Consider the following 26,973-nt stretch of genomic DNA (forward strand, 5'->3'; position numbering starts at 1 on the left):
TGGTGGGCATTAAGGGGATGGGCGGGCAATGAAAACAAGTATAGCCAGCGCCATGAAACGCTTTCGTCCAGGTATCGCACCGACCGTGGTGGTGATGATTCTGCTGCCTTTGATGGTGGGCTTGGGCGTCTGGCAGCTGTCGCGCGGCCATGAGAAGCAGTTGCTGGTGGACAGCTATGCCGAACGCCGCGCCGCTGAGCCGATCAGCAGTGTGCAACTCGGGGATATGGCGGACCCGGCCTTTCGCCGCGTGCATCTGCGCGGGCAATTCGATGCCGAGCACAGCGTATTGCTGGATAACCGCATGCGCGACGGCAAGGCAGGTGTCGAGTTGCTGCAACCCTTTCATGACCAGGCCAGCGGCCTGTGGTTATTGCTCAATCGGGGCTGGTTGCCGTGGCCGGATCGGCGCACCCCGCCCGTCTTCACCACCCCGGATCAGCCTTTAAATCTCGACGCCTGGGTGTATGTCGCGCCCGGCGAAACCTTCCAGCTGCATGCGGACCCCACGACCGCGCAATGGCCGCGCCTGTTGACCGCGTTGCACCCCGCCGCGCTGTGGGCTGAGCTGGGCCGCAACGGTTTTGCCTATGAGCTGCGCACCGAAGCCGGCCCCGGCACGTACGAAACCACCTGGCCCATCGTTGCGATGGGGCCGGAAAAACACTTGGCCTACGCGGTGCAGTGGTTCGCTATGTCCCTGGCGCTACTGGCTCTTTACCTCTACCTCGGATGGCACACCACAAAGGAGAAGCCCCATGGGAACGGCCACGAATCCACTCAACATGTCTGAGGTACCTGATCGGCGCAAAGGCCGCTGGCAGCTGATGCTGATCCTGCTGATGGTGATCGGTCCGATGGTGCTGGCCACCTTCATGTACAAACTGCAGTTCTGGGTGCCGGACAGTCGCAGCTACCACGGAGAAATGATCGGTAACGGTCAGACCCGCGCCGATATTGGCGTGCAGGCCGATGAACAGCGCTGGCAGTTGCTGGTCACCGCGCCTGGCGCCTGCGCCGCCGATTGCCGGCAACTGGTGTACCTCGCGCGCCAGTTGCAGATCGGCCTGGGGCGCGACGCTTCACGCGCCAGCCATGCCTTGGCCAGTGCGCAACCGGTCGCTGCCGACTATGACACCAAGCTGAAGGCCGAATACCCGCAATTGCAGCGCTACTCACTGGATCTCTCGACGTTCACCAAAAACGCCGCCGCGCCGGGCGCTGCGCAACTGTGGATCGTTGACCCTCACGGCAACCTGGTGCTGCGCTACGACGCCAAGGTCAAGGGCAAGGACTTGCTCAATGACCTGCGCCACCTGTTGAAATTGTCGAACATCGGATAAGGGCATCGTCATGGCCAAACCTGGATTTCGCCTCGCGTTGTTTGCCACTTTGCTGGCGTTGATCGTCGTGCTGCTTGGCGCCTACACCCGCCTGACCCACGCCGGCCTCGGTTGCCCGGACTGGCCGGGCTGCTACGGCTTTATCAGCGTGCCGCAAAGCGAGGCCCAGCTGGCCCATGCCGAATTGCATTTTCCCGATACGCCCGTGGAGGCTGACAAGGGCTGGGCGGAGATGACCCATCGCTACTTCGCCGGCACCCTGGGCCTGTTGATTGTGCTGTTGGCGGCGCGTTCGTGGAGCCATCGGCGTGATCCGGGCCAGCCAGTGAAACTGCCGTTGTTTCTGTTGATGGTGGTGTTCGCCCAGGCGGCGTTTGGCATGTGGACGGTGACCTTGAAGCTGTGGCCCCAGGTGGTGACGGGGCACTTGTTGGGCGGCTTTGCGACCTTGAGCCTGTTGTTCCTGCTGACCCTGCGCTTGTCTGGGGTGTTGCCCGCGTTGATCGTGCCCAGGCGCCTGCAATATTGGGCCACGGCGGGTCTGGTGCTGGTGATCGGCCAGATCGCCTTGGGCGGCTGGGTCAGTTCCAACTATGCAGCGGTGGCCTGCATCGATTTGCCCACCTGCCATGGCCAGTGGTGGCCTGCGGCGGACTTCGCCAACGGCTTTCACCTGACCCAGCACATCGGCCCCAATTACCTTGGCGGCCAACTCGACAGCGACGCGCGTACCGCCATCCACCTGACCCACCGCATCGGTGCGGTGCTGGTCACCCTGGTGCTTGCGGGGCTGGCCTGGCAGCTGCGTGCGGTGGGTATGACGCGGCTCGCGGGCCTGCTGTTGATTGCCCTGGCGGCACAAATCAGCCTGGGCCTGAGCAACGTGTATTTCCACCTGCCGCTGCCGGTTGCGGTCGGACATAACGCCGGCGGTGCAGCGTTGTTATTGACCCTGGTGCTGGTCAATTACCACGCCCGCACCAGTCTGGTCCGGGTGCGTCACCAGTTGCCCTTCGGCTGGCGCTTCAGCTCGCGCAAACACGTATCGGGCCTCATCACCCTTAAAGGAGAGATGCCATGGCGACCTTGATCGGCGCGCGCCACAGCCAGGCGATCTGGCGCGACTACCTGGAGCTGACCAAGCCGAAAGTGGTGGTGCTGATGCTCATCACCTCCCTGGTCGGCATGTTCCTCGCCACCCGCGCCGGTGTGCCGTGGGCGGTGCTGGTTTTCGGCAACCTGGGGATAGCCCTGTGTGCCGGTGGCGCGGCGGCGGTGAACCATGTGGTGGACCGGCGGATTGATGCGGTGATGGCCCGCACCCATAAGCGACCGTTGGCGGAGGGGCGTGTGTCGCCGGTGGCGGCGCTGGCCTTTGCTTTGTTTCTAGCCGTTGCAGGATTGGCCTTGTTGCTGGCGTTCACCAATCCCCTGGCGGCATGGCTGACGCTGGCTTCGCTGCTCGGTTACGCGGTGGTCTACACCGGTTTTCTCAAGCGTGCGACGCCGCAAAATATTGTCATCGGAGGCCTGGCCGGTGCCGCGCCACCGCTGTTGGGCTGGGTTGCCGTCACCGGCCATGTCAGCGCCGAACCCTTGTTGCTGGTGCTGATCATCTTCGCCTGGACCCCGCCGCACTTCTGGGCCCTGGCCATTCACCGCAAGGAGGAATACGCCAAGGCCGATATCCCGATGCTGCCCGTCACTCACGGCGAGCACTACACCAAGGTGCATATCCTGCTCTATACCTTCGCCCTGTTGGCGGTGAGCCTGATGCCCTATGTGATCCACATGAGCGGCCCGCTCTACCTGGCCTGTGCGCTGGTTTTGGGCGGACGCTTTCTGCAATGGGCCTGGGTGCTGTACCGTGGCGCTCAGCCGCACGCGGCGATCAACACCTTCAAGTACTCTATCTGGTACCTGTTCCTGCTGTTTATCGCCCTGCTCGTAGACCACTACTTACTGTTGAACCTATGACTCGAACTCAAAAAACCGTCTTTATCCTGGTGGCCATCGTCGCGTTGATCATGGGCCTGACCGTTAACAAAGTGCTCTCGGGCAAGGGCCAGGGCGACCCTACCGCGTTGATCGACGCCGGCATCATCCTGCTGCCGCAAAGCCGCCAGCTGCCGCCGGTCAGCATGACCAACCAGGACGGCCAGCCGGTGCGGGTCAACGAGTTGAAAGGCAAGTGGAGCCTGCTGTTCTTCGGCTACACCTTCTGCCCCGACATCTGCCCGACCACCCTCGCCCAACTGCGCCAGATCAAGAGCGAGTTGCCTAAGGAGGCTGTGGATAAGTTGCAGGTAATCCTGGTCAGCGTCGACCCGAACCGCGACACCCCGACCCAGCTCAAGCAGTACCTGGGCTACTTCGACCCGCAATTCGAAGGCCTCGCCGGCGCGAACGTGGAGGATGTGCAGAAGGTCTCGAATGCCGTGAGCATCCCGTTCATCCCGGCAGACACCAGCAAGCCCAACTACACCGTCGACCACAGCGGCAACCTGGCGCTGATCGGTCCGGATGGTACCCAGCGCGGCTTTATCCGTGCGCCGTTGAACAACCAGAAGCTGGTGGCGCAACTGCCAGGGCTGTTGCAGCGCAAGTAACAAGGCAATACACAACACATGTGGGAGGGGGTAAGCCCCCTCCCACATTTTTTGATCTCCAGCGTGTTGGAGACCGAGTCGGATCAGAACGCCGGCAGGATCGCGCCTTTGTACTTCTCTTGGATGAATTGCTTCACCTCAGGGGTGTGCAGGGCTGCAATCAGCTTCTTCATCGCGTCCGAATCCTGGTTGTCTTCGCGGCTCACGAGGATGTTCACGTAAGGCGAGTCATTGCCTTCGATCACCAGGGCGTCCTTGGACGGGTCCAGCTTGGCTTCCAGCGCATAGTTGGTGTTGATCAGCGCCAGGTCGACCTGGGTCAGCACGCGCGGCAGGGTGGCGGCTTCGAGTTCGCGGAATTTCAGGTTTTTCGGGTTTTCGGTGATGTCCTTGATGGTCGACAGGATGTTGGTCGGGTCCTTCAGGGTGATCAGGTTGTGCTTGGCCAGCAGCAACAGCGCGCGGCCACCGTTGGTGGCGTCGTTCGGGATCACCACGTTGGCGCCGTCAGGCAGGTCTTCCAGTTTTTTGTACTTGCTGGAGTAAGCGCCCAGGGGCTCCAGGTGCACAGCGCCGACGCTCACCAGGTGAGTGCCTTTGGCTTTGTTGAATTCATCCAAGTATGGCTGGTGCTGGAAGAAGTTCGCGTCCAGGCGCTTTTCCGCTACCTGGACGTTGGGCTGTACGTAATCGGTGAAGACTTTGACTTGCAGGTCCACGCCTTCTTTGGCGAGGGCAGGTTTCACGAATTCCAGGATTTCCGCGTGGGGCACCGGTGAGGCAGCGACTTTCAGGGTCTCGGCGGCGTGGGCGGAAAACGCGGCAACGGCGGCGAAAGCAACCAGTAGTTTTTTCATCCAACAAGCTCCTTGTTCGGGCATGTGCCGGCTTTTGACCGGCAATGGCCGTTATTTTCGAGAAAAGTGCACCACCAGCTTGTCGCCGACGGTTTGCAGAATTTGCACCAGGATCAACAGCATTACCACGGTGACCACCATCACATCGGTCTGGAAGCGCTGGTAACCGAAACGGATCGCCAGGTCACCCAGGCCTCCGGCACCGACGACACCGGCCATGGCCGTGTAGGACACCAGGGTAATCGCCGTCACCGTTATCGCCGCGAAGATGCCGGGGCGTGCCTCGGGCAGCAGCGCGTTGATGATGATCTGGCGGGTGCTGGCCCCCATGGACTGGGTGGCCTCGATGATGCCGCGGTCCACTTCACGCAAGGCGGTTTCCACCAGGCGCGCGAAGAATGGCGTGGCCCCTACGACCAGCGGCGGGATCGCGCCCGCTACGCCCAGGGAGGTACCGGTGATCAGCACGGTGAACGGGATCATCACGATCAGCAGGATGATGAACGGCAGCGAGCGCAGGATGTTCACGACCAGCGACAGCAGCGCGTACAGGCCTTTTTGCTCGAACAGCTGGCGTGGGCTGGTCAGGAACAGCAGCACGCCTAAAGGCAGGCCCAATACCACGGTGAAAAACAGCGAACCGAACAGCATGATCATGGTGTCGCCGGTGGCGAGCCAGATTTCGGACCAGTCGATATTGGCGAAGAAACTCAAGAAAACGTCCATCAGCGCAGCACCTCCATGTGGACGTCTGCGGCGGTAAAGCGGGCAAAGGCCGCTTCCATGTCACCGCCGGTGACCGCAAGGGTCAGTTGCCCGTAGGGGATGTCTTTGATGCGGTCGATGCGGCCGGCGAGGATGCTGTAGTCCACCCCCGTTTCGCGGGCGACGGTACCCAGCAATGGCGCGTAGGTCGCTTCACCCTGGAACGTCAGCCGTACGATGCGACCCGGTACATGGGCGAAGTCATCACGCTGCTCGCCTTCATCGACCTGCTCGGCTTCCTGCACAAAACGCTTGGTGGTCGGGTGCTTGGGGTGCAGGAACACGTCGGCCACCGAGCCTTGCTCGACGATCACGCCGGCGTCCATCACGGCTACCTGGTCACACACGCGGCGGATCACATCCATTTCATGGGTGATCAGCACGATGGTCAGTTTCAACTCGCGATTGATCTCGGCCAGCAATTGCAGGACCGAGGCGGTGGTCTGCGGGTCGAGGGCGCTGGTGGCCTCGTCGCATAGCAGGATTTTCGGCTTGGTCGCCAGGGCGCGGGCAATGCCGACGCGCTGCTTCTGGCCACCGGACAACTGCGCCGGGTACTTCTTGGCGTGGTCCGACAGGCCGACGCGGGCAAGTAGCTCGGCGACACGTTGGTCGATGTCCTTGCGCGACAATTCGCCGGCCAGGGTCAGTGGCAAGGCCACATTGTCGGCAACGGTCTTGGACGCCAGCAGGTTGAAGTGCTGGAAGATCATCCCGACCTGCTGGCGGAAACGGCGCAGGCCGTTGGCGTCCAGGGCGGTGACTTCTTCGCCGTCCACCGTGATCTGGCCGCCGCTGGGCTCTTCCAGGCGGTTGATCAGGCGCAGCAGCGTGCTTTTACCTGCACCCGAGTGGCCGATCAGGCCAAACACCTGGCCGTTTTCGACGCGCAGGCTGGTGGGGTACAGCGCGGGAATATCCTTACCGGCGACGCGGTAGGTTTTATGGACGTTTTGAAACTCGATCACGTAGCGAACCTTGTGGGGCGCATTGAAAAGGGATCAGCGGTTAGCCGGGCGCGCATTTTAGCCTGTCCGTATAGCGTTTCTTAGCATTTATTTCGCATTCAACCAGTGATTTGGCAATAACGCGATCAAAGGTCATAAAAAAGGAACGGCAGAAAACCGTGTCAGTCACTACTTAAGCAACTCGATTTCCCAGGTGCCGTGCCTGGGGTTTTGCTCAAACGAGCCGGGGACCGCTCTGGCCACTTTGAATAAGGAGTTTTGACTGATGAGTACCAAGAAGCCAGCCACCCCGTCGAAGAGTGAACTTGCAGGCACCGACACCCTGGACCGTGGCAACACCAACGCCAAGCTGCAAGCCCTGGAGGAATTCCGTTCCGATGCGACCGGCCAGGCCCTGCGTACCAACCAAGGCGTGAAGATCTCCGACAACCAGAACACCTTGAAAGTCGGTGCCCGCGGCCCCTCGCTGCTGGAAGACTTCATCATGCGTGAAAAAATCACGCACTTTGACCATGAGCGTATCCCCGAGCGCATCGTGCATGCCCGGGGCACCGGCGCCCATGGCTATTTCCAGACCTATGAAAACCATTCCGCGCTGAGCAAGGCAGGTTTCCTGCGTAACCCCGAGCATAAAACCCCGGTGTTCGTGCGTTTCTCCACCGTGCAGGGCCCGCGTGGCTCGGGCGATACGGTGCGTGACGTGCGCGGTTTCGCGGTGAAGTTCTTCACCGACGAGGGCAACTTCGACCTGGTCGGCAACAACATGCCGGTGTTTTTCATTCAGGATGCGATCAAGTTTCCCGACTTCGTGCATGCGGTAAAACCTGAGCCACACAACGAAATTCCTACCGGCGGCTCGGCCCACGATACGTTCTGGGATTTTGTTTCGTTGCAGCCGGAGTCGGCGCACATGGTGATCTGGGCGATGTCTGACCGCGCCATTCCAAAAAGCCTGCGTGCCATGCAGGGGTTTGGCATTCACACCTTCCGCTTGATCAATACCGAAGGTAAGTCCAGCTTTGTGAAGTTCCACTGGCACCCGAAGGTCGGCACCTGTTCCCTGGTGTGGGACGAAGCGCAAAAGCTTGCCGGTAAAGATACCGATTACCACCGCCGTGACCTGTGGGAAGCGATTGAAAGCGGCGATTACCCTGAGTGGGAGCTGGGTGTGCAGATCGTTGCGGAAGAAGACGAGCATAAGTTCGACTTTGACCTGCTCGATCCGACCAAGATCATCCCCGAGGAACTGGTGCCGATCACGCCGCTGGGCAAGATGGTGCTGAACCGTAACCCGGATAACTTCTTTGCCGAAGTCGAGCAGGTCGCGTTTTGCCCGGGCCACATCGTGCCGGGTATCGACTTCACCAACGACCCGTTGCTGCAAGGTCGTCTGTTTTCCTACACGGATACGCAGATCAGCCGTCTCGGCGGTCCGAACTTCCATGAGCTGCCGATCAACCGGCCGGTAGTACCTTTCCACAACGGCCAGCGCGACGCCCAGCACCGCACCGTGATCGACAAGGGCCGTGCTGCTTACGAGCCGAACTCGATCGATGGCGGCTGGCCGAAAGAAACGCCACCGTCTGCCCAGGATGGCGGTTTCGAAACCTATTACGAGCGCGTCGATGCCAATAAGGTGCGTGAGCGCAGTGAGTCGTTTGGTGACCACTTTTCCCAGGCTGCGCTGTTTTTCCACAGCATGAGCCACCACGAGAAAGAGCACATCATCGCGGCCTACAGCTTCGAGTTGGGCAAGGTGGAGCGCGAGTTTATCCGCGCGCGTCAGGTCAACGAGATTCTGGCCAATATCGATTTGGAACTGGCCAAGCGCGTGGCGCAGAACCTTGGTCTGCCGGCGCCGACCAAAGGCACGGTAGCGCCGCGTGAGTCTTCGCTGAAAGAGTCGCCGGCATTGAGCCAGGTGAACCTGCTGTCCGGCGATATCAAGACGCGCAAAGTCGCGATTCTCGCGGCTGACGGTGTGGATGGAGCGGCAATCGATGCGCTGAAACAAGCACTGGAGACAGAAGGTGCCCATGCCAAGTTGCTGGGGCCGACCTCGGCGCCGGTGAAGACGGCGGATGGCAAGCGCCTTCCGGTGGATGCGTCGATGGAAGGCATGCCGTCGATTGCGTTTGACGCCGTATTTATTCCAGGCGGAAAAGAGTCGGTTAAAGCACTGAGCGTTGATGGTGTGGCGTTGCATTACGTTCTGGAAGCCTACAAACACCTGAAGGCGATTGCGGTTGCCAGTGACGTGAAGCCACTGCTGGATCTGCTGAAGCTGGAGACGGATGCGGGGTTGATCGTGGGTTCGGATGCGAAAGCGTTCAAGGCGTTTTTTGCCGCGATTGCACAGCATCGGGTTTGGGATCGTGAGCCGAAGGCTAAGGCGATTCCGGCCTGATTTTTTGGTTGTTTGTTAGATCGCCATCGGGGGGGCAAGTCGAATCGTCGCACCGCCCCGATGCTTTATTCCGCCTTGCGCGGGATCAGCACAACCTGCGCCGGAATATGTTTCAGAATCTGCCGGTGAATCTTCAGGTCATACCCTGAATCAATACGCTTCACCCGTTTGGTCAGCAACGTGGCCAGCCACGGGTAATCCTGGGTGCGCGGCGCCTGGATCGTCACATCGCACTGGTAATTCACCACGTCGGTGGCAATCGCATCCAGTTGATGGCGCAGCGCTTCAATATCAGTAAGGTTCAGCGCCACGGTGGTGCTTGGCGCGGCCGGGTCGATGACCTTGGCAGCTGGCTTGGCTTCGGCGGCCTTGAGGGCCTCTTCGGCTTTATCCAGCTCGACTTTACGGGCGTGGGTGATGGCGCTGTTGACGCCACCGGTCAGCGCCGGCGCCTTGGGCATCAGCGCGCGGGCACGGCTCAGGGCGGTGGCGGCGGCGTTTACATCGCCTTTTTGCAGCACAATCTGGCTGCGCTGCAGGTAAGCCTCGGCCAATTGACGTTGGTAGGGCTCCAGCGTCGGGTCATTGGGCGACTGGGCCTGCAGCGCGGCCAGTTGGTCTTCGGCGGTGGCCAGCTCACTGCTGGCCAGGTTTTGCTCCAGCTGCGCGATGGCCGCAGCACGCGGATCCGGCGCCTCTGGGGCGGCGGGCGGTGTGCTTTGACAGGCGCCCAGCAGCAGGGAAAACGCGGCAAGGAGCAGATAACGGGAGGTGAACAACTTCATTCCTGCGACTCTCTATTTGCGCAAAAAGCGAGCAAGTCTACACCCCTCGACGGGGCAGGACAAAACTCAGCAGAAACAGGGCGGCCGCCGTGACTACGATCGACGGTCCGGCCGGTGTGTCCTTGAACCATGACAACGCCAGGCCCCCGCACACTGCCAGCATCCCCAACAGGCTGGCACCGATTGCCATCTGCTCCGGCGAGCGGGCGTGGCGCTGGGCGGCGGCGGCCGGAATGATCAACAGCGATGTGATCAACAATACGCCGACAATCTTCATCGCGACAGCGATCACCACGGCAATCAGCAGCATCAAGGCCATGCGCAACGCTGGTACGGGCAAACCTTCGACCCTGGCCAGTTCTTCATGCACCGTGATGGCCAGCAGTGGGCGCCACAGGGCGACCAATAGCACCAATACTGCGGCGCTGCCGCCGAGAATCCAGGCAAGATCGGTGGGGCTGATCGCCAGCAGGTCGCCGAACAGATAGGCCATCAGGTCGATGCGCACTTCATGCATAAAGCTCAGCACCACCAGGCCCAGGGACAGCGTGCTCGGCGCCAGGATGCCCAACAGGGTGTCCGAGGCCAGTGGCTGGCGCTGTTGCAGGGTCACCAGCAGCACCGCCAGCAGCAGGCAACCCACGGTCACGGCGATGGTCGGGCTCACATCCAGCAGGAAGCCCATGGCCACGCCCAGCAGCGCAGCGTGGGACAAGGTGTCGCCAAAATACGCCATGCGCCGCCAGACCACGAACGAGCCCAGCGGGCCCGCCACCAGCGCCAGAGCCAGGCCTGCCAGCAGGGCGTAAAGCAGAAAATCAGCCATGCTTGCAGCTATCTCCATGAACGTGGGTGTGGGGCGTCGCGGGATCGTCAACGACAGCGCCATGCAGGTCATGGGCGTGATCGTGATGGTGGTGATAGATCGCCAGGCTCTGGGCGTTCTTGCCGAACAGTTCGACGAACGCCGGGTCGCTGCTGACTTGTTCCGGGTGGCCGGAGCAGCACACGTGGCGGTTGAGGCATACCACTTGGTCGGTGGTGCTCATCACCAGGTGCAAATCATGGGAGACCATCAGCACGCCGCAGCCATGGCGGTCGCGCAGGCGGGTGATCAGGCTGTACAGCTCGGCCTGGCCGGCGACGTCGACGCCCTGCACGGGTTCATCCAGCACCAGCAACTCGGGCTCGCGCAGCAGGGCACGGGCCAGCAGCACGCGCTGCATTTCGCCGCCGGAGATGCTTTGCACCGGGCTGTCGATGACCTGCTCGGCACCGACTTCCTTGAGGGCGGCCTGCGCGCGGGCGCGGTCCACACCGGGCACCAGGCGCAAAAACCGCAGTACAGACAAGGGCAAGGTCGGATCAACATGCAGCTTTTGCGGCATGTAGCCCACGCGCAGCCTGGGCTTGCGCCACACGCTGCCGGTGTCGGGCTTGAGCAGGCCGAGTACGGCGCGCACCAGGGTGGTCTTGCCGGCGCCATTGGGGCCGATCAGGGTGACGATCTGCCCCGGCTCGACGCTCAAGGCGATGTTATCCAGCACGTTCTGCCCGGCAAACGTGACGCCGACCTGCTCCAGGCGGATTAACGCGTTGCTCATCAAGCCCCCTGACAGCCCGAGCACAGGCCGACCACTTCGACCGTCTGCCCTTCGACCCGGAAGCCTACGTCGGCGGAGCTCTTGATGATGGCGTCGCTGATGCTTTTTTGTTCAAGTTCGATGGCGGCGTGGCACTCGCGGCAGATCAGGAACTGGCCCTGATGCGCGTGCTCCGGGTGGTTGCAGCCGACAAAGGCGTTGAGCGAGGCAATGCGGTGCACCAGGCCGTTTTCCAGCAGGAAATCCAGCGCGCGGTACACGGTCGGCGGCGCGGCCCGGCGGCCGTCCTGCTCGCTGAGCACACCCAGGATGTCGTAGGCACCCAGGGGCTTGTGGCTCTGCCAGACGAGTTCCAGCACCCGGCGACGCAGGGCGGTCAGGCGCAAGCCTTTCTGTGCGCACAGGGTGTCGGCCTCCGACAGCGCGGTATGCACGCAGTGAGAGTGGTCGTGTGGACGGCTGGCAAGCGGTGTTTTAGGCATGAGCGGCGACAGATATTTGATAGAGACGTTATTATGTTACCCGTTCCTACGTCATTGAGTGGTCATCGTGTCCCGACTTTTTCCCGTTTTTGTCGTATTTGTCACCAGTTTGTTCCTCGCTGGCGCCGCTCAGGCCGAGGTCAAGGTGCTCACGAGCATCAAGCCATTGCAGTTGATTGCCGCTGCCGTGCAGGACGGTGTGGCGGTTCCGGAGGTATTGCTGCCGCCGGGTGCATCGCCCCATAACTTCGCCTTGCGCCCATCCGACGTACGGCGCGTGCAGTCGGTCGATCTGCTGTATTGGATCGGGCCGGACATGGAGGGCTTCCTGCCTCGCGTGCTCAAGGGGCGTACCGCGCTGACCGTAGCAGTTCAAGACCTGCCGGGGATGAAATTGCGTCGGTTCGCCGAAGATAGCCATTCCCACGCCGACGATGCCGACGAACATGACCATGATCACCGCCCGGGGAGCCTGGATGCGCACCTGTGGCTGTCCACGGTGAACGCTCGGGTGATCGCAGCGCGTATGGCCGCTGACCTCAGTGCAGCGGACCCCGTGAACGCCGCGCGTTATCAGAGCAATGCCAAGGCTTTCGACGAGCGCCTGGATGCACTGGATGCGCGCCTGAAAAAACGCCTGGCGAGCATCGGTGACAAACCTTACTTCGTGTTCCACGAAGCCTTTGATTACTTTGAAGACGCCTACGGGCTCAAGCACACCGGCGTGTTCAGCGTTGCCGCCGAAGTGCAGCCTGGCGCCCAGCATGTGGCGGCGATGCGTACGCGTTTGCAGGAAGTGGGCAAGACCTGTGTGTTCAGTGAACCGCCGCTGCGTCCACGTTTGGCGGAAACCCTGGTGGCAGGTTTGCCGGTGAAGCTGGCGGAATTGGATGCGCTGGGCGGCTACACCCCGGCCACAGCCCAGGGTTACGAACAGGTGCTGGAGAAGTTGGGGAACGACTTGGCAGGGTGCCTGGAGTCGTTATAAGCCGCAACGCAGATCAAATGTGGGAGGGGCTTGCTCCCGATAGCAGAGTGCCGGTCAGTGCATAAGTTGACTGCTATCGGGAGCAAGCCCCCTCCCACATTTTTTTGCCCGCCTGAACCGTTAAAGGGCGAACGGCAGGTGGACAGTGACGTCTTGGCGTTGCGCCAGCCGATGCTCGAACTCGGCGGGATCGTGAATGAGAACATCCTGCCCGGCAAAGGACTCAGCGGCGATCAGGCGCGACAGCCAGAACCGCACGCACGCCACCCGCAGCATGGTCGGCCATAGCTCGGCCTCCTTGGCCGTGAACGGCCGCAGGCCTGCGTAGGCACCCAGCAACGCTCGGGCGCGCGGGCCATCAATTACGCCATCGGCGTCCGAACACCAGTCATTCAGGGCGATTGCCACGTCGTACAGCATCGGGCCCGAGCAGGCGTTGTAGAAGTCGATCAGGCCGGTCAGGTGTGTGCCTTCGAACATCGCGTTGTCGCGGAACAGGTCGGCGTGCACGTTGGCGCGTGGCAGGGCGAGGATCTCGGCCTTATGGGCCTCGATTTCAGTCAATGCTGCTTGCAGCAGGCTTTGCTGTGCATCGTCCAGGTGCGAAATCAGCTGCGCACCCTCGCTGAGCATCCAGTCCAGGCCGCGATCGGTCCTGCGCTCCAGCACCTTCTCGCCTTGCGTCGCCAGGTGCAGATGGCCGAGCAGGTCGCCGACCTGGGCGCAATGCTGTGAGTTGGCGTCGTTGATGTGCTTGCCGGCCAGGCGTGGTTGCAGCAGGGCTGGTTTGCCTTTCAGTTCGCGCAATGCAACGCCATCGGTGGTACGCAGGGCATAGGGCACCGGCAGGTTGGCGTCGTGGAGCACGTCGAGCAGTTCGATGAAGAACGGCATTTCCTGCACGGGCCCGCGCTCAACCAGGGTCAGGACGTACTCGCCCTGTTCCAGGCTGATAAAGAAATTGGTGTTTTCGCTACCAGCGGCAATCCCCTGGAAGTCAAGCAGGCGGCCGAGCCCGTAGGGGGCGAGAAAGGTTTCCAGCTCGGGCCGAGCCAGGGGGGTGAACACAGACATGGTTAAAACTGCCAGTACGGGCGCCGCAGTGGGCGGCGCCAATTGAAGTTAAGAAATCATTTCCATTCGAAGATCTTCCATGACGGGATCAGCATATCCGGCTGGTCAGAGCGGATGAAGTTCGCGTCGGTTCCATCCGCGCGTACCAGGAAATACGGAGGCGCGCCTTTTACGGTCACCTTGATTGCATACAGGAAACCGTTTTGACGGTACTCCTGGATAGTCCGGTCGCCTTCCGTGCGAATGGTCACTTCCGGATCACCCGAAGGCGCGCTGTCTGCCGCCATGGCAGCCATCGGAGCGAGTGCAATCAGGCCGGTCAACAGCAGGCGATTGAATGTACGCATGATAACCTTGTCCCTTTGTTTTCATTGGTCCGGCTATTCTAGCGCCTGACCCGCCGAAAAGGTTGATCCTGCTCATGAGCCAAGCCCCCCTCGTCCTGGTGGACGGTTCGTCTTACCTGTACCGCGCGTTCCACGCGCTGCCACCGCTGACCACTTCCAAAGGCCTGCCGACCGGTGCGGTCAAGGGCGTGTTGAACATGCTCAAAAGCCTGCGCAAGCAGTACCCGGACAGCCCGTTCGCGGTAGTGTTCGACGCCAAGGGTGGGACGTTTCGCGATGACATGTACGCCGAATACAAGGCCAACCGCCCAAGCATGCCCGATGACATGCGCGTGCAAATCGAGCCCCTGCACCAGAGCGTGATCGCCCTGGGCTTCCCTTTGCTGTGCGTCGAAGGCGTCGAGGCCGATGACGTGATCGGTACCCTGGCCCGCAGCAGTGCGGCCGCTGACCGTCCGGTGGTGATCTCCACCGGCGATAAGGACATGGCGCAGTTGGTCGACGGGCACATTACCCTGGTCAACACCATGACCGGTAGCTCGATGGACATCGAAGGCGTAAAGGAGAAATTTGGCGTCGCTCCGGAGCAGATCATCGACTATCTGGCGTTGATGGGCGATTCGTCCGACAACATCCCGGGCGTTCCGGGCATTGGTCCGAAGACCGCTTCCGGCTTGCTGGTGGGCGTGAACGGCGGCCTCAAAGAGCTTTATGAGCAGTTGGACATTGTGCCGACCCTGCCGATCCGCGGTGCCAAGACGCTGCCGGCGAAGCTGGAAGAGCATAAGGAGATGGCATTCCTCTCCTATCAGTTGGCGACGATCAAGATCGATGTGCCGCTGGACGTGGGTCTGGACGATTTGCACCTGATTGAACCGGATCGCGAAAAGTTGCTGGAGCTTTACACCCTGCTGGAGTTCAAGAGCTGGTTCGATGAGATTCAGCGCGATGCCAAGCGAGTGGAGCTCAAGGCCGCGCCTGTTGCCGAGGACATTGTTGAGGCCGCGCCCGCGGCACCCGCAGAAACGACCTACACCACGATCCTCGACCAAGCCACATTCGATGCCTGGCTGAAGAAGCTCAACGACGCGAAGTTGTTCGCTTTCGACACCGAAACCACCGGGATCGACGCTCAGCAGGCGCAACTGGTGGGGGTTTCCTTCGCCGTGCAGCCCCATGAAGCCGCCTACATCCCGCTGACCCATTCCTACATCGGTGCGCCGCAGCAGCTGGATCGCGACACTGTGTTGCTGGCCTTGAAGCCATTATTGCAAGACCCGAGCAAGCTCAAGGTCGGCCAGCACGCCAAGTTCGATATGAATATCCTGGCCAACTGTGCCATCGGCGGCGACCCGGCGAATGGCATCAGCGTGCGCGGTATCGCGTTCGACACCATGCTTGAATCCTACGTGTTGAATTCCACTGCGACCCGCCATGATATGGACAGCCTGGCCAAGAAGTACCTGGACTACGACACCGTCAGTTTCCAGGACATCGCCGGCAAAGGCGCCAAGCAGCTCACGTTCGACCAGATCCCGCTCGAACAGGCTGGCCCTTATGCCGCCGAGGATGCGGACGTGACGCTGCGCCTGCATCAGGCACTGCACGCACAGCTCACCGCCATACCGAGCCTGGCGAGTGTGTTGACGGACATCGAAATACCCCTGGTGCCGGTACTTGCGCGTATCGAACGCCAGGGCGCGCTGGTGGATGCGCAGCTGCTCGGTGTCCAGAGCATCGAGCTGGGCAACAAGATGGTCGAACTGGAGCGCCAGGCGTTCGAGATCGCCGGCGAAGCATTCAACCTGGGGTCGCCCAAGCAGCTCGGCGCGATTCTCTACGAGAAACTCGGCCTGCCGGTGCTGAAAAAAACGGGCAAGGGCCAGGCATCCACGGCAGAGGAAGTGCTGGCCAAGCTGGCCGAAGATGACTATCCGCTGCCCAAGGTACTGATGCAGTACCGCAGCATGAGCAAGCTGAAAAGCACTTACACCGACCGCTTGCCGGAGCAGATCAACCCGCGGACCGGGCGTGTTCACACCTCTTACCATCAGGCGGTGGCGGCGACCGGGCGGCTGTCTTCCAGCGACCCGAACCTGCAGAACATCCCGGTGCGCACCGCCGAAGGGCGGCGCATCCGCCAGGCGTTTGTCGCGCCCAAGGGCTACAAACTGCTGGCGGCGGACTATTCGCAGATCGAACTGCGGATCATGGCGCACCTGTCCAAGGACGAGGGGCTGATGAATGCGTTCCGTAACGACCTGGATGTGCATACCGCCACGGCGGCCGAGGTGTTCAAGGTCGAATTGGCTGAGGTCACCTCCAATCAGCGTCGCAGTGCCAAGGCGATCAACTTTGGCCTGATCTACGGCATGGGGGCTCAGAAGCTCGGCAAGGACATCGGTGTCGATACCAAGACCGCAAAGGCTTACATCGATGTGTACTTCGCCCGCTACCCAGGCGTTCGCGAGTACATGGAGCGCACCCGCGCCCAGGCTGCCGATCAAGGCTACGTGGAAACCTTCTTCGGACGTCGGCTGTATTTGCCGGATATCAACTCCAACAAGCCCCAGGAGCGCGCGGCCGCAGAACGCACGGCGATCAACGCGCCGATGCAGGGCACGGCGGCGGATATCATCAAGAAGGCCATGGTGCTGGTGGATAACTGGCTGACCGCGTCGGGCCTGGATGCCAAGGTGATCCTGCAGGTACACGATGAACTGGTGCTCGAAGTGCGGGAGGATCTGGTGGCCGAGGTCAGCGAGAAGATTCGCGAGCACATGAGCGCGGCCGCGCAGTTGGATGTGCCGTTGGTGGTGGACGTTGGCGTAGGCGACAACTGGGACGAAGCGCACTGATTTCGCGGCGCCGCCACCACCGAGCGTGGTGGCGGAATGCTTTAGATCGGAAATCCGCTGCAGTTATTTCCAATAGTTTTTTGACCCTGCCGGAACTTAACCTGTGAACTGCTACTCAGAGTTACTGAATGGGTGGTGAAGCCCTTCAATGCTCCTATGTTGTGTTAAGTGTTGGCAGATATCCGGACCCCGCCCTAGCGGTCCGGTACTTGAACCCCGAACTTCCCCTCCCCATACGAAGTCCGGGGTTTTTTTTGCCCGCAGAAAAGTTACTCGGCGAGTTCCGCACCTTTGTCAGCCAATTCCATCCAGCCGGCCAGCACGGTATAGGCATCTTCCAGGCCCATGCGCTTGGGGGCCGAGAACAGCTGGATGGTGATTGTGTCACCCCAACCCTTGCGGATTTCGGACTGCACTTTGAGCAGGGTGTTCTTGGCGGCGCCGTAGGTGAGCTTGTCGGCCTTGGTCAGCAGGATATGCATCGGCATGCCGCTGGCGACCGCCCAATCCAGCATCAGCAGGTCGAAGTCGGTCATTGGATGACGGATATCCATCATCAGGATCAACCCCTTCAAGCTCTCCCGGCCACCCAGGTAAGCCTCCAGGTGACGCTGCCAGTGCAGCTTCAGCGGGATAGGTACTTTTGCATAACCATAGCCCGGCAGGTCGACCAGACGCCGATCATCGTCTAGCTTGAAGAAGTTGAGTAACTGCGTGCGGCCCGGGGTTTTCGAGGTGCGTGCGAGGCTGGCGTGGGTCAGGGTGTTCAGTGCGCTGGATTTACCGGCGTTGGAGCGACCGGCAAAGGCGACTTCAAAGCCTTCGTCATCGGGGCATTGGTCAACTTTGGCGGCGCTGAGCATGAAGGTGGACTGTTGGCACAGGCCGAGGATGGGGTTCTTGAGTTGCATGAGATTTCCGATGTGGGCGGTGCCGAAAAAGGGTGCGGCAAGCGGTGTCGTTTCCGTTTCAGTAGCGCCAGTATATAATGCCGCAGATTTTGTGTGTGCTTTGTCCCAGCGAAGGATGAAGTTCACGGGAGCGATAGACCTTTATTGCGCATTAGAACGCAAAACGCTCTCAAACCCTGAAAAGGTCGATGTATGACCCGATGGTTGCTCGCTTTCGGTGCCCTGGTTCCGCTGTATGGCGCTCAGGCTACACAGGATCCGGAAGCGGTGTACAACCGAGTTTGCGTGGCTTGCCATGCCGGCCAACTGCCGAACGCCCCGAAACGGGGTGACCAGGCAGCCTGGGCGCCAAGACTGGCGCAGGGCATGGACACGCTGGTGCAACACGTGACCCAGGGTTTCAAGGCAATGCCGCCGCGTGGTTTGTGCATGGACTGCAGTACCGAGGATTACCAGGCCATCATTGAGTTGATGGTGAGTAAACCCGGTAGATAACTCTTAAACCCTTAGCCGTAGTTGGATTAGCTGATGAACAAACTGATCGTGAGTCTGCTGTTGACCTTGGGCATCACCGGTGTTGCCGTCGCCGCAGAGGGCCCCCTTAAAGGTGATGCCACTGCCGGTCAAGCGAAAGCCGCCGTATGTGGTGCCTGCCATGGGCCGGATGGTAACAGCCCGGCGCCGAACTTCCCCAAATTGGCCGGCCAGGGTGAGCGTTACCTGACCAAGCAGATGCACGACATCAAGGATGGCAAGCGCACGGTCCTGGAAATGACCGGCCTGCTGACCAACCTCAGTGACCAGGACCTGGCAGACCTCGCGGCTTATTTTGCCAGCCAGAAAGGCAGTGTGGGAGCTGCTGATCCGAAACTGGTGGCCCGTGGTGAGAAACTGTTCCGCGGCGGTGACCTGGATAAAGGCCTGCCTGCCTGCACCGGTTGCCACTCGCCCAATGGCGCGGGCATAGCCGCCGCCGGCTTCCCGCACCTGAGCGGCCAGCACGCTACCTACATTGCCAAGCAGCTGACCGATTTCCGTAAGGAAGAGGCTGGGCGAGCCAATGATGGCGACGCGGCAATCATGCGCACCATCGCTCGCAAGCTGAGTGATGAAGACATTGCGGCGGTCTCCAGCTACATCCAGGGCCTGCACTAAGGTGCACGCAACGTTAACGCTCGATTAATCCATCGATGCAAGCATAAAAAGGGTGGCTTAGGCCGCCCTTTTTTGTGGCCGCTGCCGTTACACTAACGAACTCATGCCCGCGTAGACCTGTCACAACAAAGGTCGCGTGAGGCGACTTTATTTGTCCAGGAGTAAAGCATGCGTAATCTGATCCTCAGCGCCGCTCTCGTCACTGCCAGCCTCTTCGGCATGACCGCACAAGCTGCCGACGTGCCGCTTGAAGCCGGTAAAACCTACGTTGAATTGGCCAACCCAGTGCCGGTTTCGGTACCGGGCAAGATCGAAGTGGTAGAGCTGTTCTGGTACGGCTGCCCGCATTGCTACGCTTTTGAGCCGGTCATCAACCCTTGGGTCGAGAAGCTGCCCAAGGACGTGAACTTCAAGCGCATCCCCGCCATGTTCGGCGGCCCATGGGATGCCCACGGCCAACTGTTCCTGACCCTGGAAGCCATGGGGGTGGAGCACAAGGTCCACAACGCGGTATTCGACGCCATCCAGAAACAAGGCAAGCGCCTGACCAAGCCGGACGAAATGGCTGACTTCATTGCCACCCAAGGCGTCGACAAGGACAAGTTCCTGGCCACCTTCAACTCCTTCGCCATCCAGGGCCAGATCAAACAGGCCAAGGAGCTGGCGCAGAAGTACGGCGTGCAAGGCGTACCGACCATGATTGTCAACGGCAAGTATCGTTTCGACCTGGGCACTACCGGTGGTCCTGAAGCGACCCTCAACGTTGCCGACCAGTTGATCGCCAAAGAACGCGCAGCCAAGTAAGGGGCTCCTCATGCGCCGCTGGGGTACTGAACGTGTGGTTGGCCTGCGTGAACCGCAGGTCAACGCACATCACCTGGAGTCCACAGGTTTGCCGGCAGACAACCGCCTGCGCCTGCTCAGCTTCAATATCCAGGTGGGCAACAGCACCGAGAAGTACCGGCACTACCTCACCCGTGGCTGGCAGCATTTGCTGCCCCACAACGGCCGGGCCGGTAACCTGCAGAAGATCGGCGACCTGTTGAATGATTTCGACCTGGTCGCCCTGCAGGAAGCCGACGGCGGCAGCATGCGTTCCGGCTATATCAATCAGGTCGAACACCTGGCACACCTCGGGGCGTTCCCCTACTGGTATCAGCAGCTCAATCGCAACCTCGGGCGCCTGGCGCAGCACAGTAATGGTGTGCTCAGCCGTTTGAAGCCCACCTCCATCGAAGATCACCCATTGCCGGGCCCCAAGGGGCGCGGGGCGATTCTCGTGCGTTTTGGCGAAGGGCCTGAGGCCTTGGTGGTGGTGATGATGCACCTGGCGCTCGGGGGGCGTACGCGCAACCTGCAATTGGCCTACGTGCGCGACCTGATTGGCAACTACAAGCATCAGGTGTTGATGGGTGACATGAACACCCATGCGAACGACCTCCTGCTGAATTCCCCGTTGCGTGACCTCGGGCTACTGGCGCCGCAAGTCGAAGCCACGTTCCCCAGCTGGCGCCCGCAACGCTGTCTTGACCATATCCTGCTCAGCCCGACCCTCACACTTGAGAGTGTGCAGGTACTGGCGCAGCCCATCTCCGATCACCTGCCAGTCGCGGTAGAGATTCGTCTGCCGGGTTCGCTCACGGCTGATGCATTGCCCGCGTTGAGCCCCGGCCCTCGCGGACCCCTTGCATGAGCGACGACGCCCAGCGCTGGAAAGAAAAATACCTGTTAAGCATCGAGCAACAAGAAAAGCTCGAACGCCGTTGGGCTGCCCGCCTCGACCTGCTGCGTCGTGGGCTGGTGCGCAGCACGCTGGCGGCGGAAGGCACCGACCGCGCGGTTGACCAATGCATGAAGGAAATGCGCGACGTCGTGCGTACCGACGACATGGACGCTGCCCTCGCCGCCTTGCTGCCGCGCCTGGAGAAGGCGGTACTGGATTCGGAGCAGCGCCGCGAAACCCGGATCGACCAGATGAGCACCGCACTGACCTCCCTGGTCACGCAGTTGCAAAAGTTGCCGCTGCCCCGTGAGGTCGCCCGTCCGCTGAAAACCTTTGCCAAGCAGTTGGATGGCCGCGTCAGTCAGGCGCGCGAGATTCCCTTATTGCTCAGCGAATTGAGCAGCCTGCAAGGGCAGGCGCTGGATAACCTGGAGCCGGACGGTGAAACCGTGCGCCCTGGGCCGGGTTTATTGCAGCGCCTGTTTGGGGCCAAGGACGCTTCGAGCGAGGCAGCGGCCAGTGAGCCCGTCTCCAGCCCGTCACCGGCGCCGGTTGCCGCCAAGCCCGTCGCCGAGCCCCAGGCGCCCGAACAGTCCGAGGAACTGGCGCAAGCCTTGCGGGCCTTTGCGCCGCAGCCTCAGGAACCGGTTGCCGCGCAGCCTGAGCCCGCAGCGCCGGCCAAGGCGGTTGATGCCAGCAGTGAAAAGTTTGTGTACGAGGCGCCTGCTCAAAGCGGCGCCTTGGCTGCGCCTGTCGACGTTTCTCCAGCACCTGTCGTGCCCGGCAAGCCTGAGCCACAGGTGGAAGAAACCAGCACCGAAAGCGCCCTCGCCGCCTTTATCGAACCGCCACAGGCTGTGGTCGAGGCACCGCAGGAGACGGTGATCGGCAGCCTCTCGCTCCCTCCAGTGCTTGAGGCCGAAGAGCCGGACCCCGACGAACTTCAATCGGATGGCCTCTACTCCTTGCCGGATTCACCGGAGCCGTCGTACAGCTCCGTGGCCAAGCACATCGAAGACACCCTGATCGGCCTGTTGGAGGAGTTGGCCTTGCCCGAGCGCCATCGGCCCCAGGCCGAAGCCATGCGTGAGCGCTTGGCCCACGGGTTGAATTGGTACGAATTGCTGCCGATCCTCGATGACTTGGCGGTGCTGATGCTGGCGATCACCGACAGCGGGCAGCACGAGTTCGAGGCATACCTCAAACAGCTCAACGAGCGCCTCGAAGCCTTTCAGGGCCATTTGCAAGTGGCCAGCGACGGCCATGCCGACAGCCGCTCCGCGGCCCGGGAGTTGGACACGCAGATTCGCGAACAGGTCGACGGCCTGCAAAGCAGTGTCCAGGAAGCCGCGGACCTGGACAGCCTCAAGCAGGTGCTCGAAAGCCATCTGGAAGGTTTACTCGGCACCATGGACGAGCACCAGCAACAGCGTGACCAGCGCGAGCAGGAAGTGGCAGCGCGCTTGAAAGGCCTGGCCGAGCGGGTCGCCAATATGGAGCAGGAAGCCCAAGGCTACCGTGAGCACTTGGAGGTGCAACGCCAGAAGGCCTTGATCGATCCGCTCACCGGCTTGCCTAACCGCGCGGCCTGGAGCGAGCGCCTGGATCATGAGGTCAATGCCTGGCACCAGCGTGGCAATAGCCTGTCGCTCGCGATGCTGGACCTGGATCACTTCAAGCGCATCAACGATGGCTACGGGCATCTGGCGGGTGACAAGGTGCTGAAAATCATCGCCAACGTCCTGCGCAAGCGCCTGCGCACCAGCGACTTTATCGCGCGGTTTGGCGGTGAGGAGTTTGTGTTGCTGATGCCCCACTCATCCCTCTCGGATGCGTTGGCGGTGGGTGAGGTGCTACGTGCTGCGATTGCCGCCTGCCCATTCCACTTCAAGGGCGAGCCGGTGACGATTACCGTGTCCATGGGCGTGGCGCAGTTCCTGCCCGGTGAGCGCAGTGAGCTGGCGCTCAAGCGAGCGGACGAAGCGTTGTATCGGGCCAAGGCCGCTGGGCGTAACCAGGTGCAGGCGGCGTAAAAGATGTTCCATTGTGTAATTTGACCGCCGGGCCACAAACGGTACGTTACACTGTTGCATTATCGTCTTCAGCGTACTGTCTTCCGCCATGAAATCCTTGTACTTCGCCTGTGTATTTCTCCTGCTCGCCGGCTGCGCCACTGGCCCGCGCCTGGACACCCGCCACCCCTCGCTAAACCACGACAACCGCGTGCAGTTCGTGGTCGTGCACTACACCTCCACCAATCTTGAGCGTTCCCTCGCCCTGCTGACCCACGGCCAGGTCAGCGCTCATTACCTGATCGGTGACGACGCCGGCGCCACTATCTACAAGCTGGTGGATGAAAGCCAGCGGGCCTGGCATGCCGGGGAAAGCGAGTGGATGGGGCGCACCTGGCTCAACTCCAGCTCCATCGGTATCGAAATCGTAAACCCTGGCTACAAGGACACCCCTACAGGCCGCCTGTGGTACCCGTACTCCGAGGCCCAAGTGAAGTCGCTGGTGGTGTTGCTCAAGGACATCAGCAAGCGCAATGGCATCGATCCCAGGAACATCATCGGCCATAGCGATATCGCACCCCTGCGCAAGCTCGATCCGGGGCCGCTGTTCCCCTGGAAGCGCCTGGCCGATGAGGGCCTGAGTGTGTGGCCGGATGCCCAGGCCGTCGCCCGTTTCCAGGTGCAGTACGCCGCTGAATTGCCGAGCATCACTTGGTTCCAGGAAGAATTGGCGCTCCTCGGTTACCCGACACCCCAGACGGGTGAGTTGGATGTCGCCACGCGCCATGTGATCGCGGCGTTCCAGATGCGCTTCCGGCCATCCCGGTTCGATGGCGTGCCGGATGCCGAAAGTGCTGCCATCCTGCGTGCCCTGAACCGGCGCTAAGCTGGCGCCTACAAGGGCAGCGCCATATAGAACTGGGTGCCCTGCCCCGGCCGCGAATACACCCCCATGCGGCCGCCGTGCAATTGCACGATCTCCTTGCACAGCGCCAGCCCCAGGCCGGCGCCGCCTTTCTTGCGGCCAACCTGGACGAAGGGTTCGAAGATGCGCCCTTGCTGGCCATAAGCGATACCTTCGCCGTTGTCTTCGACGCTGATAATCACCCGCTCGCCATGACGTCGCGCCTGCAGGCGAATTTGCCCACCGTCGGCGGTATGACGCAGGGCATTGCCCAGCAGGTTGTCGAGCACCCGTTCCAATTGCGCCTGGTCGGCATACAGCCGTGGCAGATCGGATTGCACTTCTACCAGCAGTTCTATGTGTTGCGCATTGGCGGGTTCCGCAAAGCGCGCGCGGGCGTGTTCGAGCAGATCGGTCACGTCGCAGGGGCCCAAGGTGAGTTTCTGCAGGCCATTCTGGTAGCGCGAGAAATTGAGCAGGTCGTTGATCAACTGCATCAGGCGCTGCATTTCTTCATTGACCGTATCCAGCAGGTCCGCTTCACGGGATTCCGGCGGGAACTTCGCGCGTTCACGGAACAGGCCGAACGCCATATGCATGCCGGTCACCGGCGTGCGCAGTTCATGGGACGCGCGCAAGACGAATTCGCTGCGTACCCGCTCGAAGGCGCGCTGTTCGGTGACGTCGTGCAGCACCATCACCGCCCCAAGGATATGTCCCTGGGTATGGCTGACGGGAGTGAGGCTGTAGGTCAGCAGGCGCAGTTCGCCTTCGACTTCGACTTCCAGGTCCTCCGGCGCGCGCTCCAGAGTGCCGCCGCGCAGCACCAGTTGCAGTTGTTCATCCAGCTCCGGGCGCACCAGGGCTTCGCCAAGGCCTTGGCCCAGGCGTTCCTCGTCCCAGCCCAATTGGCGTTGCGCAACGGGGTTGAGATGCTCCAGGCGGCCTTGGCGGTCAATCATCAGCAGGCCGTCGTCGATGCTGTCGAGCACGGCTTGCAGGCGCTGCTGGCCGGCCAGCAACTCGTCAACATTAGTCGCCTGATGCTGGCGCACCGCCTCGGCCATAAGGCCGAAGCGACGGGTCAACAGGTTCATTTCCGCTGCCGAAGAGAGCGGTAGGGTCACTTCAAAATCGCCCTGGCCGATCTTGTCGGCTGCTTTTGCCAGCGCTTCGATCGGGCCGCCAAATCGCCGGGCGATGCCATGGGCCGTGACAAATCCGATAATCAGCACTGCAAGGCCCACCAACCCCAGCAAACCGGCGATCAGCAAGGCGCGCCCGCGGGATTTATGCTCGCTGGCGCTGATGTTTTCCAGGGCTTGTTTATGTTCGGCAATCAGCCCGTTGCGCAGCACATTGAAGGTTTCGGTGAGTTTTTCCTTGCTGCCCGGTGGTGGCGACGCCTGCTGGGATTGCTCGAAGGCGTCCAGCAGGTCCTGGTATTGGGCTCGCGCCTGGCTGAAACCGTGGTTATGGCCGTCGCGTTGCTCATGGGCGATGCCTTGGTCCAGCAGGTCGAAGTAATGCTGCTTGGAGCTTTGCAATGCCTGCGGATCGGGGCGATGTTCCAGCATCATGATCAATTGGTCGCCCAGGCTTTGGCGCAGTTTGAGCCCCAGGTCCAGCGTGACGAAGTTGCTGCGAATCAGGGACTCCTGGGTCTTGGCCATTTGCATGACGCTGACCAGACCCAGGATCAGACCCAGCAGGGCGACGGTGATCAGCGCTGAGATACTCAGGAACAATCGAGTGCGCAGTGTCATCGCTAGCTTCATAGGGTGCAGCTCACAGGTTGTACTGTTTGCGTTTGCGGTACAGGGTCGACGCGTCGATGCCGAGGGTGCGGGCGGCCTGGTCCAGGGTATCGCTGGTGGCCAATACGGCGCCGATATGGGCTTTCTCCAGCTCGTCCAGGCTCAACGCCGCGCCAATGCGCGGGGCGTTATTGGTCGGTTGTTCGGCCATGCCGAGGTGGATGATTTCGACCTTTTCCTGTGGGCAGATGATGCTGGCGCGTTCCACCACGTTGCGGAGTTCGCGGATATTGCCTGGCCAGCGATAGTTGAGCAGGGCTTCGCGCGCTTGATCACTGAAGCCCCGCGCCGGGCGGGCGTATTCCTTGACGAAGCGCGCCAGGAAGCGGTCTGCCAGGGTGAGGATGTCTTCACTGCGCTCGCGCAGCGGGGGCAGGTGCAAGGTGATGACGTTGAGGCGATACAGCAAGTCTTCACGGAAGCGACCGTCGCGCACCATGTCTTCCAGGTTCAGGTTGGTGGCGGCCAGGATACGCACATCGGCGCGACGGGTGACCGGGTCGCCCACGCGCTCATACTCCTTGTCCTGGATAAATCGCAGCAACTTGGGTTGCAGAGTGAGGGGAAAGTCGCCGATTTCGTCGAGAAACAGTGTACCGCCGTCCGCCTGGTTGACCCGGCCCAACGTGCTCTCACTGGCACCGGTAAAGGCACCACGGCTATGGCCGAACAGCTCGCTTTCCATCAGTTCTGCCGTCAGCGACGGACAGTTGATGGTCACGCAGGATTTCTTCGAGCGCTTGCTCCAGCCGTGAATGGCCCGGGCCAGTTCGCCTTTACCCGTGCCGGACTCGCCGAGGATCAGGATGTTGGCATCGGTGCCCGCCACCTGGCGTGCGGTTTCAAGCACAACCATCATTGACGGGCTGTGGGAGTCGAGGCCGTCTTTCTGCTGGCGTACGGCGCCTTCCAATGCTTCCAGGCGCGCGGAAAGTTGGCGCACCTCCAGCTGTTTGGCGGTGGCCAGGCGAAGTTGGTCGGGGCTGCAAGGCTTGACCAGGTAGTCGGCGGCACCCGCCTGGATCGCGTCCACGGCGGTATCGACGGCGGAATGGGCGGTGACGATCACCACACGCATCCACGGCGCCTGGATCCGCATCTGGGCCAACACATCCAGGCCATTGTCTTCACCCAGGCGCAGGTCTAGGAAGCACAGGTCGAACACCTGGCGTTGCATCAGGGCATCGGCCTGGGCGGCGCTGTTGGCGGTGGCGACGGTGTAGCCTTCATCTTCCAGGCAATAACGGAAGGTGCGGAGGATCGCGGACTCGTCATCCACTAAAAGAATGCGGCCTTGAAGTTCCTTGGCTGATTCCATCTGTCCCGCGCTCCTTAACTATGAATGATGGTGTTTAGTCCCGGAA

General features: G+C 61.4%; 26 protein-coding genes. 14 read left to right on the forward strand and 12 right to left on the reverse strand.

Going from position 1 to position 26,973, the window contains the following annotated elements:
• The first annotated feature begins 28 nt into the window (after nucleotides 1-28).
• Genes BFQ01_RS21865 through BFQ01_RS21885 form a run of 5 tightly spaced genes read left to right on the forward strand, consistent with a single transcriptional unit; the run spans nucleotide 29 to nucleotide 3,952 of the window.
• On the forward strand, nucleotides 29-793 hold the full coding sequence (locus BFQ01_RS21865; RefSeq protein ID WP_065926845.1) for an SURF1 family protein: 765 nt from the start codon (nucleotides 29-31) through the stop codon (nucleotides 791-793).
• On the forward strand, nucleotides 759-1,343 hold the full coding sequence (locus BFQ01_RS21870; RefSeq protein ID WP_065926846.1) for a hypothetical protein: 585 nt from the start codon (nucleotides 759-761) through the stop codon (nucleotides 1,341-1,343). Before BFQ01_RS21865 ends, BFQ01_RS21870 begins: the two co-directional genes overlap by 35 nt.
• 10 nt (nucleotides 1,344-1,353) lie before the next feature.
• A complete protein-coding gene (locus BFQ01_RS21875) occupies nucleotides 1,354-2,433 on the forward strand; it encodes a COX15/CtaA family protein (RefSeq protein ID WP_065926847.1) in 1,080 nt (359 codons plus the stop codon).
• Nucleotides 2,421-3,320, forward strand: a complete 900-nt coding sequence (cyoE, locus tag BFQ01_RS21880; RefSeq protein ID WP_065926848.1) for a heme o synthase — start codon at nucleotides 2,421-2,423, stop codon at nucleotides 3,318-3,320. The genes BFQ01_RS21875 and cyoE overlap by 13 nt, the downstream gene beginning before the upstream one ends.
• The gene (locus BFQ01_RS21885) at nucleotides 3,317-3,952 is read left to right on the forward strand and encodes an SCO family protein (RefSeq protein WP_065926849.1); all 636 of its coding nucleotides are present in this window, start codon (nucleotides 3,317-3,319) and stop codon (nucleotides 3,950-3,952) included. The genes cyoE and BFQ01_RS21885 overlap by 4 nt, the downstream gene beginning before the upstream one ends.
• Before the next feature lie 83 nt (nucleotides 3,953-4,035).
• On the opposite strand, the gene BFQ01_RS21890 is transcribed toward BFQ01_RS21885, so the two are convergent.
• The 3 genes from BFQ01_RS21890 to BFQ01_RS21900 are packed head-to-tail and all read right to left on the reverse strand — an operon-like array spanning nucleotide 4,036 to nucleotide 6,542.
• Complete coding sequence (locus BFQ01_RS21890) at nucleotides 4,036-4,809, reverse strand: MetQ/NlpA family ABC transporter substrate-binding protein (protein ID WP_065926850.1); 774 nt, start codon at nucleotides 4,807-4,809, stop codon at nucleotides 4,036-4,038.
• 51 nt (nucleotides 4,810-4,860) lie between these two features.
• Nucleotides 4,861-5,535 carry a methionine ABC transporter permease gene (locus tag BFQ01_RS21895; protein ID WP_065926851.1) on the reverse strand — a complete coding sequence of 225 codons (675 nt, stop codon included), beginning with the start codon at nucleotides 5,533-5,535 and terminating at the stop codon, nucleotides 4,861-4,863.
• Complete coding sequence (locus tag BFQ01_RS21900) at nucleotides 5,535-6,542, reverse strand: methionine ABC transporter ATP-binding protein (protein WP_065926852.1); 1,008 nt, start codon at nucleotides 6,540-6,542, stop codon at nucleotides 5,535-5,537. Before BFQ01_RS21900 ends, BFQ01_RS21895 begins: the two co-directional genes overlap by 1 nt.
• A 265-nt stretch (nucleotides 6,543-6,807) precedes the next feature.
• Here BFQ01_RS21900 and katE point away from each other — a divergent pair, with 265 nt between their 5' ends.
• The gene (gene katE / locus BFQ01_RS21905) at nucleotides 6,808-8,949 is read left to right on the forward strand and encodes a catalase HPII (RefSeq protein ID WP_065926853.1); all 2,142 of its coding nucleotides are present in this window, start codon (nucleotides 6,808-6,810) and stop codon (nucleotides 8,947-8,949) included.
• 65 nt (nucleotides 8,950-9,014) lie between these two features.
• Here katE and BFQ01_RS21910 read toward each other — a convergent pair whose 3' ends face one another.
• Genes BFQ01_RS21910 through zur form a run of 4 tightly spaced genes read right to left on the reverse strand, consistent with a single transcriptional unit; the run spans nucleotide 9,015 to nucleotide 11,820 of the window.
• Nucleotides 9,015-9,734 carry a PA5502 family lipoprotein gene (locus tag BFQ01_RS21910; RefSeq protein ID WP_065926854.1) on the reverse strand — a complete coding sequence of 240 codons (720 nt, stop codon included), beginning with the start codon at nucleotides 9,732-9,734 and terminating at the stop codon, nucleotides 9,015-9,017.
• Between the two features lie 37 nt (nucleotides 9,735-9,771).
• Nucleotides 9,772-10,560, reverse strand: coding sequence for a zinc ABC transporter permease subunit ZnuB (gene znuB / locus BFQ01_RS21915; protein ID WP_027608036.1), 789 nt, complete (start codon nucleotides 10,558-10,560; stop codon nucleotides 9,772-9,774).
• Nucleotides 10,553-11,338, reverse strand: a complete 786-nt coding sequence (gene znuC, locus BFQ01_RS21920; RefSeq protein WP_065926855.1) for a zinc ABC transporter ATP-binding protein ZnuC — start codon at nucleotides 11,336-11,338, stop codon at nucleotides 10,553-10,555. Before znuC ends, znuB begins: the two co-directional genes overlap by 8 nt.
• Entirely contained in the window at nucleotides 11,338-11,820 is a 483-nt protein-coding gene (gene zur / locus BFQ01_RS21925) for a zinc uptake transcriptional repressor Zur (protein ID WP_026136513.1), read from the reverse strand. Before zur ends, znuC begins: the two co-directional genes overlap by 1 nt.
• Nucleotides 11,821-11,878: 58 nt before the next feature.
• Between zur and BFQ01_RS21930 the strand changes: the two genes are divergently transcribed.
• Nucleotides 11,879-12,808: a zinc ABC transporter substrate-binding protein gene (locus tag BFQ01_RS21930; RefSeq protein WP_065926856.1), complete on the forward strand. Its 930-nt coding sequence runs from the start codon at nucleotides 11,879-11,881 to the stop codon at nucleotides 12,806-12,808.
• Between the two features lie 120 nt (nucleotides 12,809-12,928).
• On the opposite strand, the gene BFQ01_RS21935 is transcribed toward BFQ01_RS21930, so the two are convergent.
• Nucleotides 12,929-13,882 (reverse strand): homoserine kinase, encoded by a 954-nt coding sequence (locus BFQ01_RS21935; RefSeq protein WP_065926857.1) that lies wholly within the window; start codon nucleotides 13,880-13,882, stop codon nucleotides 12,929-12,931.
• 56 nt (nucleotides 13,883-13,938) lie between these two features.
• Nucleotides 13,939-14,229, reverse strand: coding sequence for a DUF2782 domain-containing protein (locus tag BFQ01_RS21940; protein WP_060756492.1), 291 nt, complete (start codon nucleotides 14,227-14,229; stop codon nucleotides 13,939-13,941).
• 74 nt (nucleotides 14,230-14,303) lie between these two features.
• Between BFQ01_RS21940 and polA the strand changes: the two genes are divergently transcribed.
• On the forward strand, nucleotides 14,304-17,087 hold the full coding sequence (polA, locus tag BFQ01_RS21945; protein ID WP_065926858.1) for a DNA polymerase I: 2,784 nt from the start codon (nucleotides 14,304-14,306) through the stop codon (nucleotides 17,085-17,087).
• Between the two features lie 269 nt (nucleotides 17,088-17,356).
• Here the strand turns inward: polA and yihA are convergent, their stop codons facing one another.
• The gene (gene yihA / locus BFQ01_RS21950) at nucleotides 17,357-17,998 is read right to left on the reverse strand and encodes a ribosome biogenesis GTP-binding protein YihA/YsxC (RefSeq protein ID WP_027608030.1); all 642 of its coding nucleotides are present in this window, start codon (nucleotides 17,996-17,998) and stop codon (nucleotides 17,357-17,359) included.
• 192 nt (nucleotides 17,999-18,190) lie between these two features.
• Here yihA and BFQ01_RS21955 point away from each other — a divergent pair, with 192 nt between their 5' ends.
• From BFQ01_RS21955 to BFQ01_RS21980, 6 genes are all read left to right on the forward strand, one after another.
• Nucleotides 18,191-18,493: a c-type cytochrome gene (locus BFQ01_RS21955; protein ID WP_027608029.1), complete on the forward strand. Its 303-nt coding sequence runs from the start codon at nucleotides 18,191-18,193 to the stop codon at nucleotides 18,491-18,493.
• Between the two features lie 33 nt (nucleotides 18,494-18,526).
• Nucleotides 18,527-19,153: a c-type cytochrome gene (locus BFQ01_RS21960; RefSeq protein WP_065926859.1), complete on the forward strand. Its 627-nt coding sequence runs from the start codon at nucleotides 18,527-18,529 to the stop codon at nucleotides 19,151-19,153.
• A gap of 168 nt (nucleotides 19,154-19,321) precedes the next feature.
• The gene (dsbA, locus tag BFQ01_RS21965; RefSeq protein ID WP_027608027.1) at nucleotides 19,322-19,957 is read left to right on the forward strand and encodes a thiol:disulfide interchange protein DsbA; all 636 of its coding nucleotides are present in this window, start codon (nucleotides 19,322-19,324) and stop codon (nucleotides 19,955-19,957) included.
• 10 nt (nucleotides 19,958-19,967) lie between these two features.
• Nucleotides 19,968-20,846 carry an endonuclease/exonuclease/phosphatase family protein gene (locus BFQ01_RS21970; protein WP_065926860.1) on the forward strand — a complete coding sequence of 293 codons (879 nt, stop codon included), beginning with the start codon at nucleotides 19,968-19,970 and terminating at the stop codon, nucleotides 20,844-20,846.
• On the forward strand, nucleotides 20,843-22,909 hold the full coding sequence (locus BFQ01_RS21975) for a diguanylate cyclase (protein WP_065926861.1): 2,067 nt from the start codon (nucleotides 20,843-20,845) through the stop codon (nucleotides 22,907-22,909). The genes BFQ01_RS21970 and BFQ01_RS21975 overlap by 4 nt, the downstream gene beginning before the upstream one ends.
• An 88-nt stretch (nucleotides 22,910-22,997) precedes the next feature.
• Nucleotides 22,998-23,774 (forward strand): N-acetylmuramoyl-L-alanine amidase, encoded by a 777-nt coding sequence (locus BFQ01_RS21980; RefSeq protein ID WP_065926862.1) that lies wholly within the window; start codon nucleotides 22,998-23,000, stop codon nucleotides 23,772-23,774.
• 8 nt (nucleotides 23,775-23,782) lie between these two features.
• On the opposite strand, the gene BFQ01_RS21985 is transcribed toward BFQ01_RS21980, so the two are convergent.
• Together BFQ01_RS21985 and algB are read right to left on the reverse strand one after the other, a co-directional pair.
• Complete coding sequence (locus tag BFQ01_RS21985; protein ID WP_065926863.1) at nucleotides 23,783-25,570, reverse strand: KinB sensor domain-containing domain; 1,788 nt, start codon at nucleotides 25,568-25,570, stop codon at nucleotides 23,783-23,785.
• A 10-nt stretch (nucleotides 25,571-25,580) separates the two neighbouring features.
• Nucleotides 25,581-26,927, reverse strand: a complete 1,347-nt coding sequence (algB, locus tag BFQ01_RS21990) for a sigma-54-dependent response regulator transcription factor AlgB (protein ID WP_065926864.1) — start codon at nucleotides 26,925-26,927, stop codon at nucleotides 25,581-25,583.
• Between the last annotated feature and the right edge of the window lie 46 nt (nucleotides 26,928-26,973).

Source organism: Pseudomonas sp. 8 R 14 (genome assembly GCF_900005955.1).
GTDB lineage: Bacteria > Pseudomonadota > Gammaproteobacteria > Pseudomonadales > Pseudomonadaceae > Aquipseudomonas > Aquipseudomonas marginalis.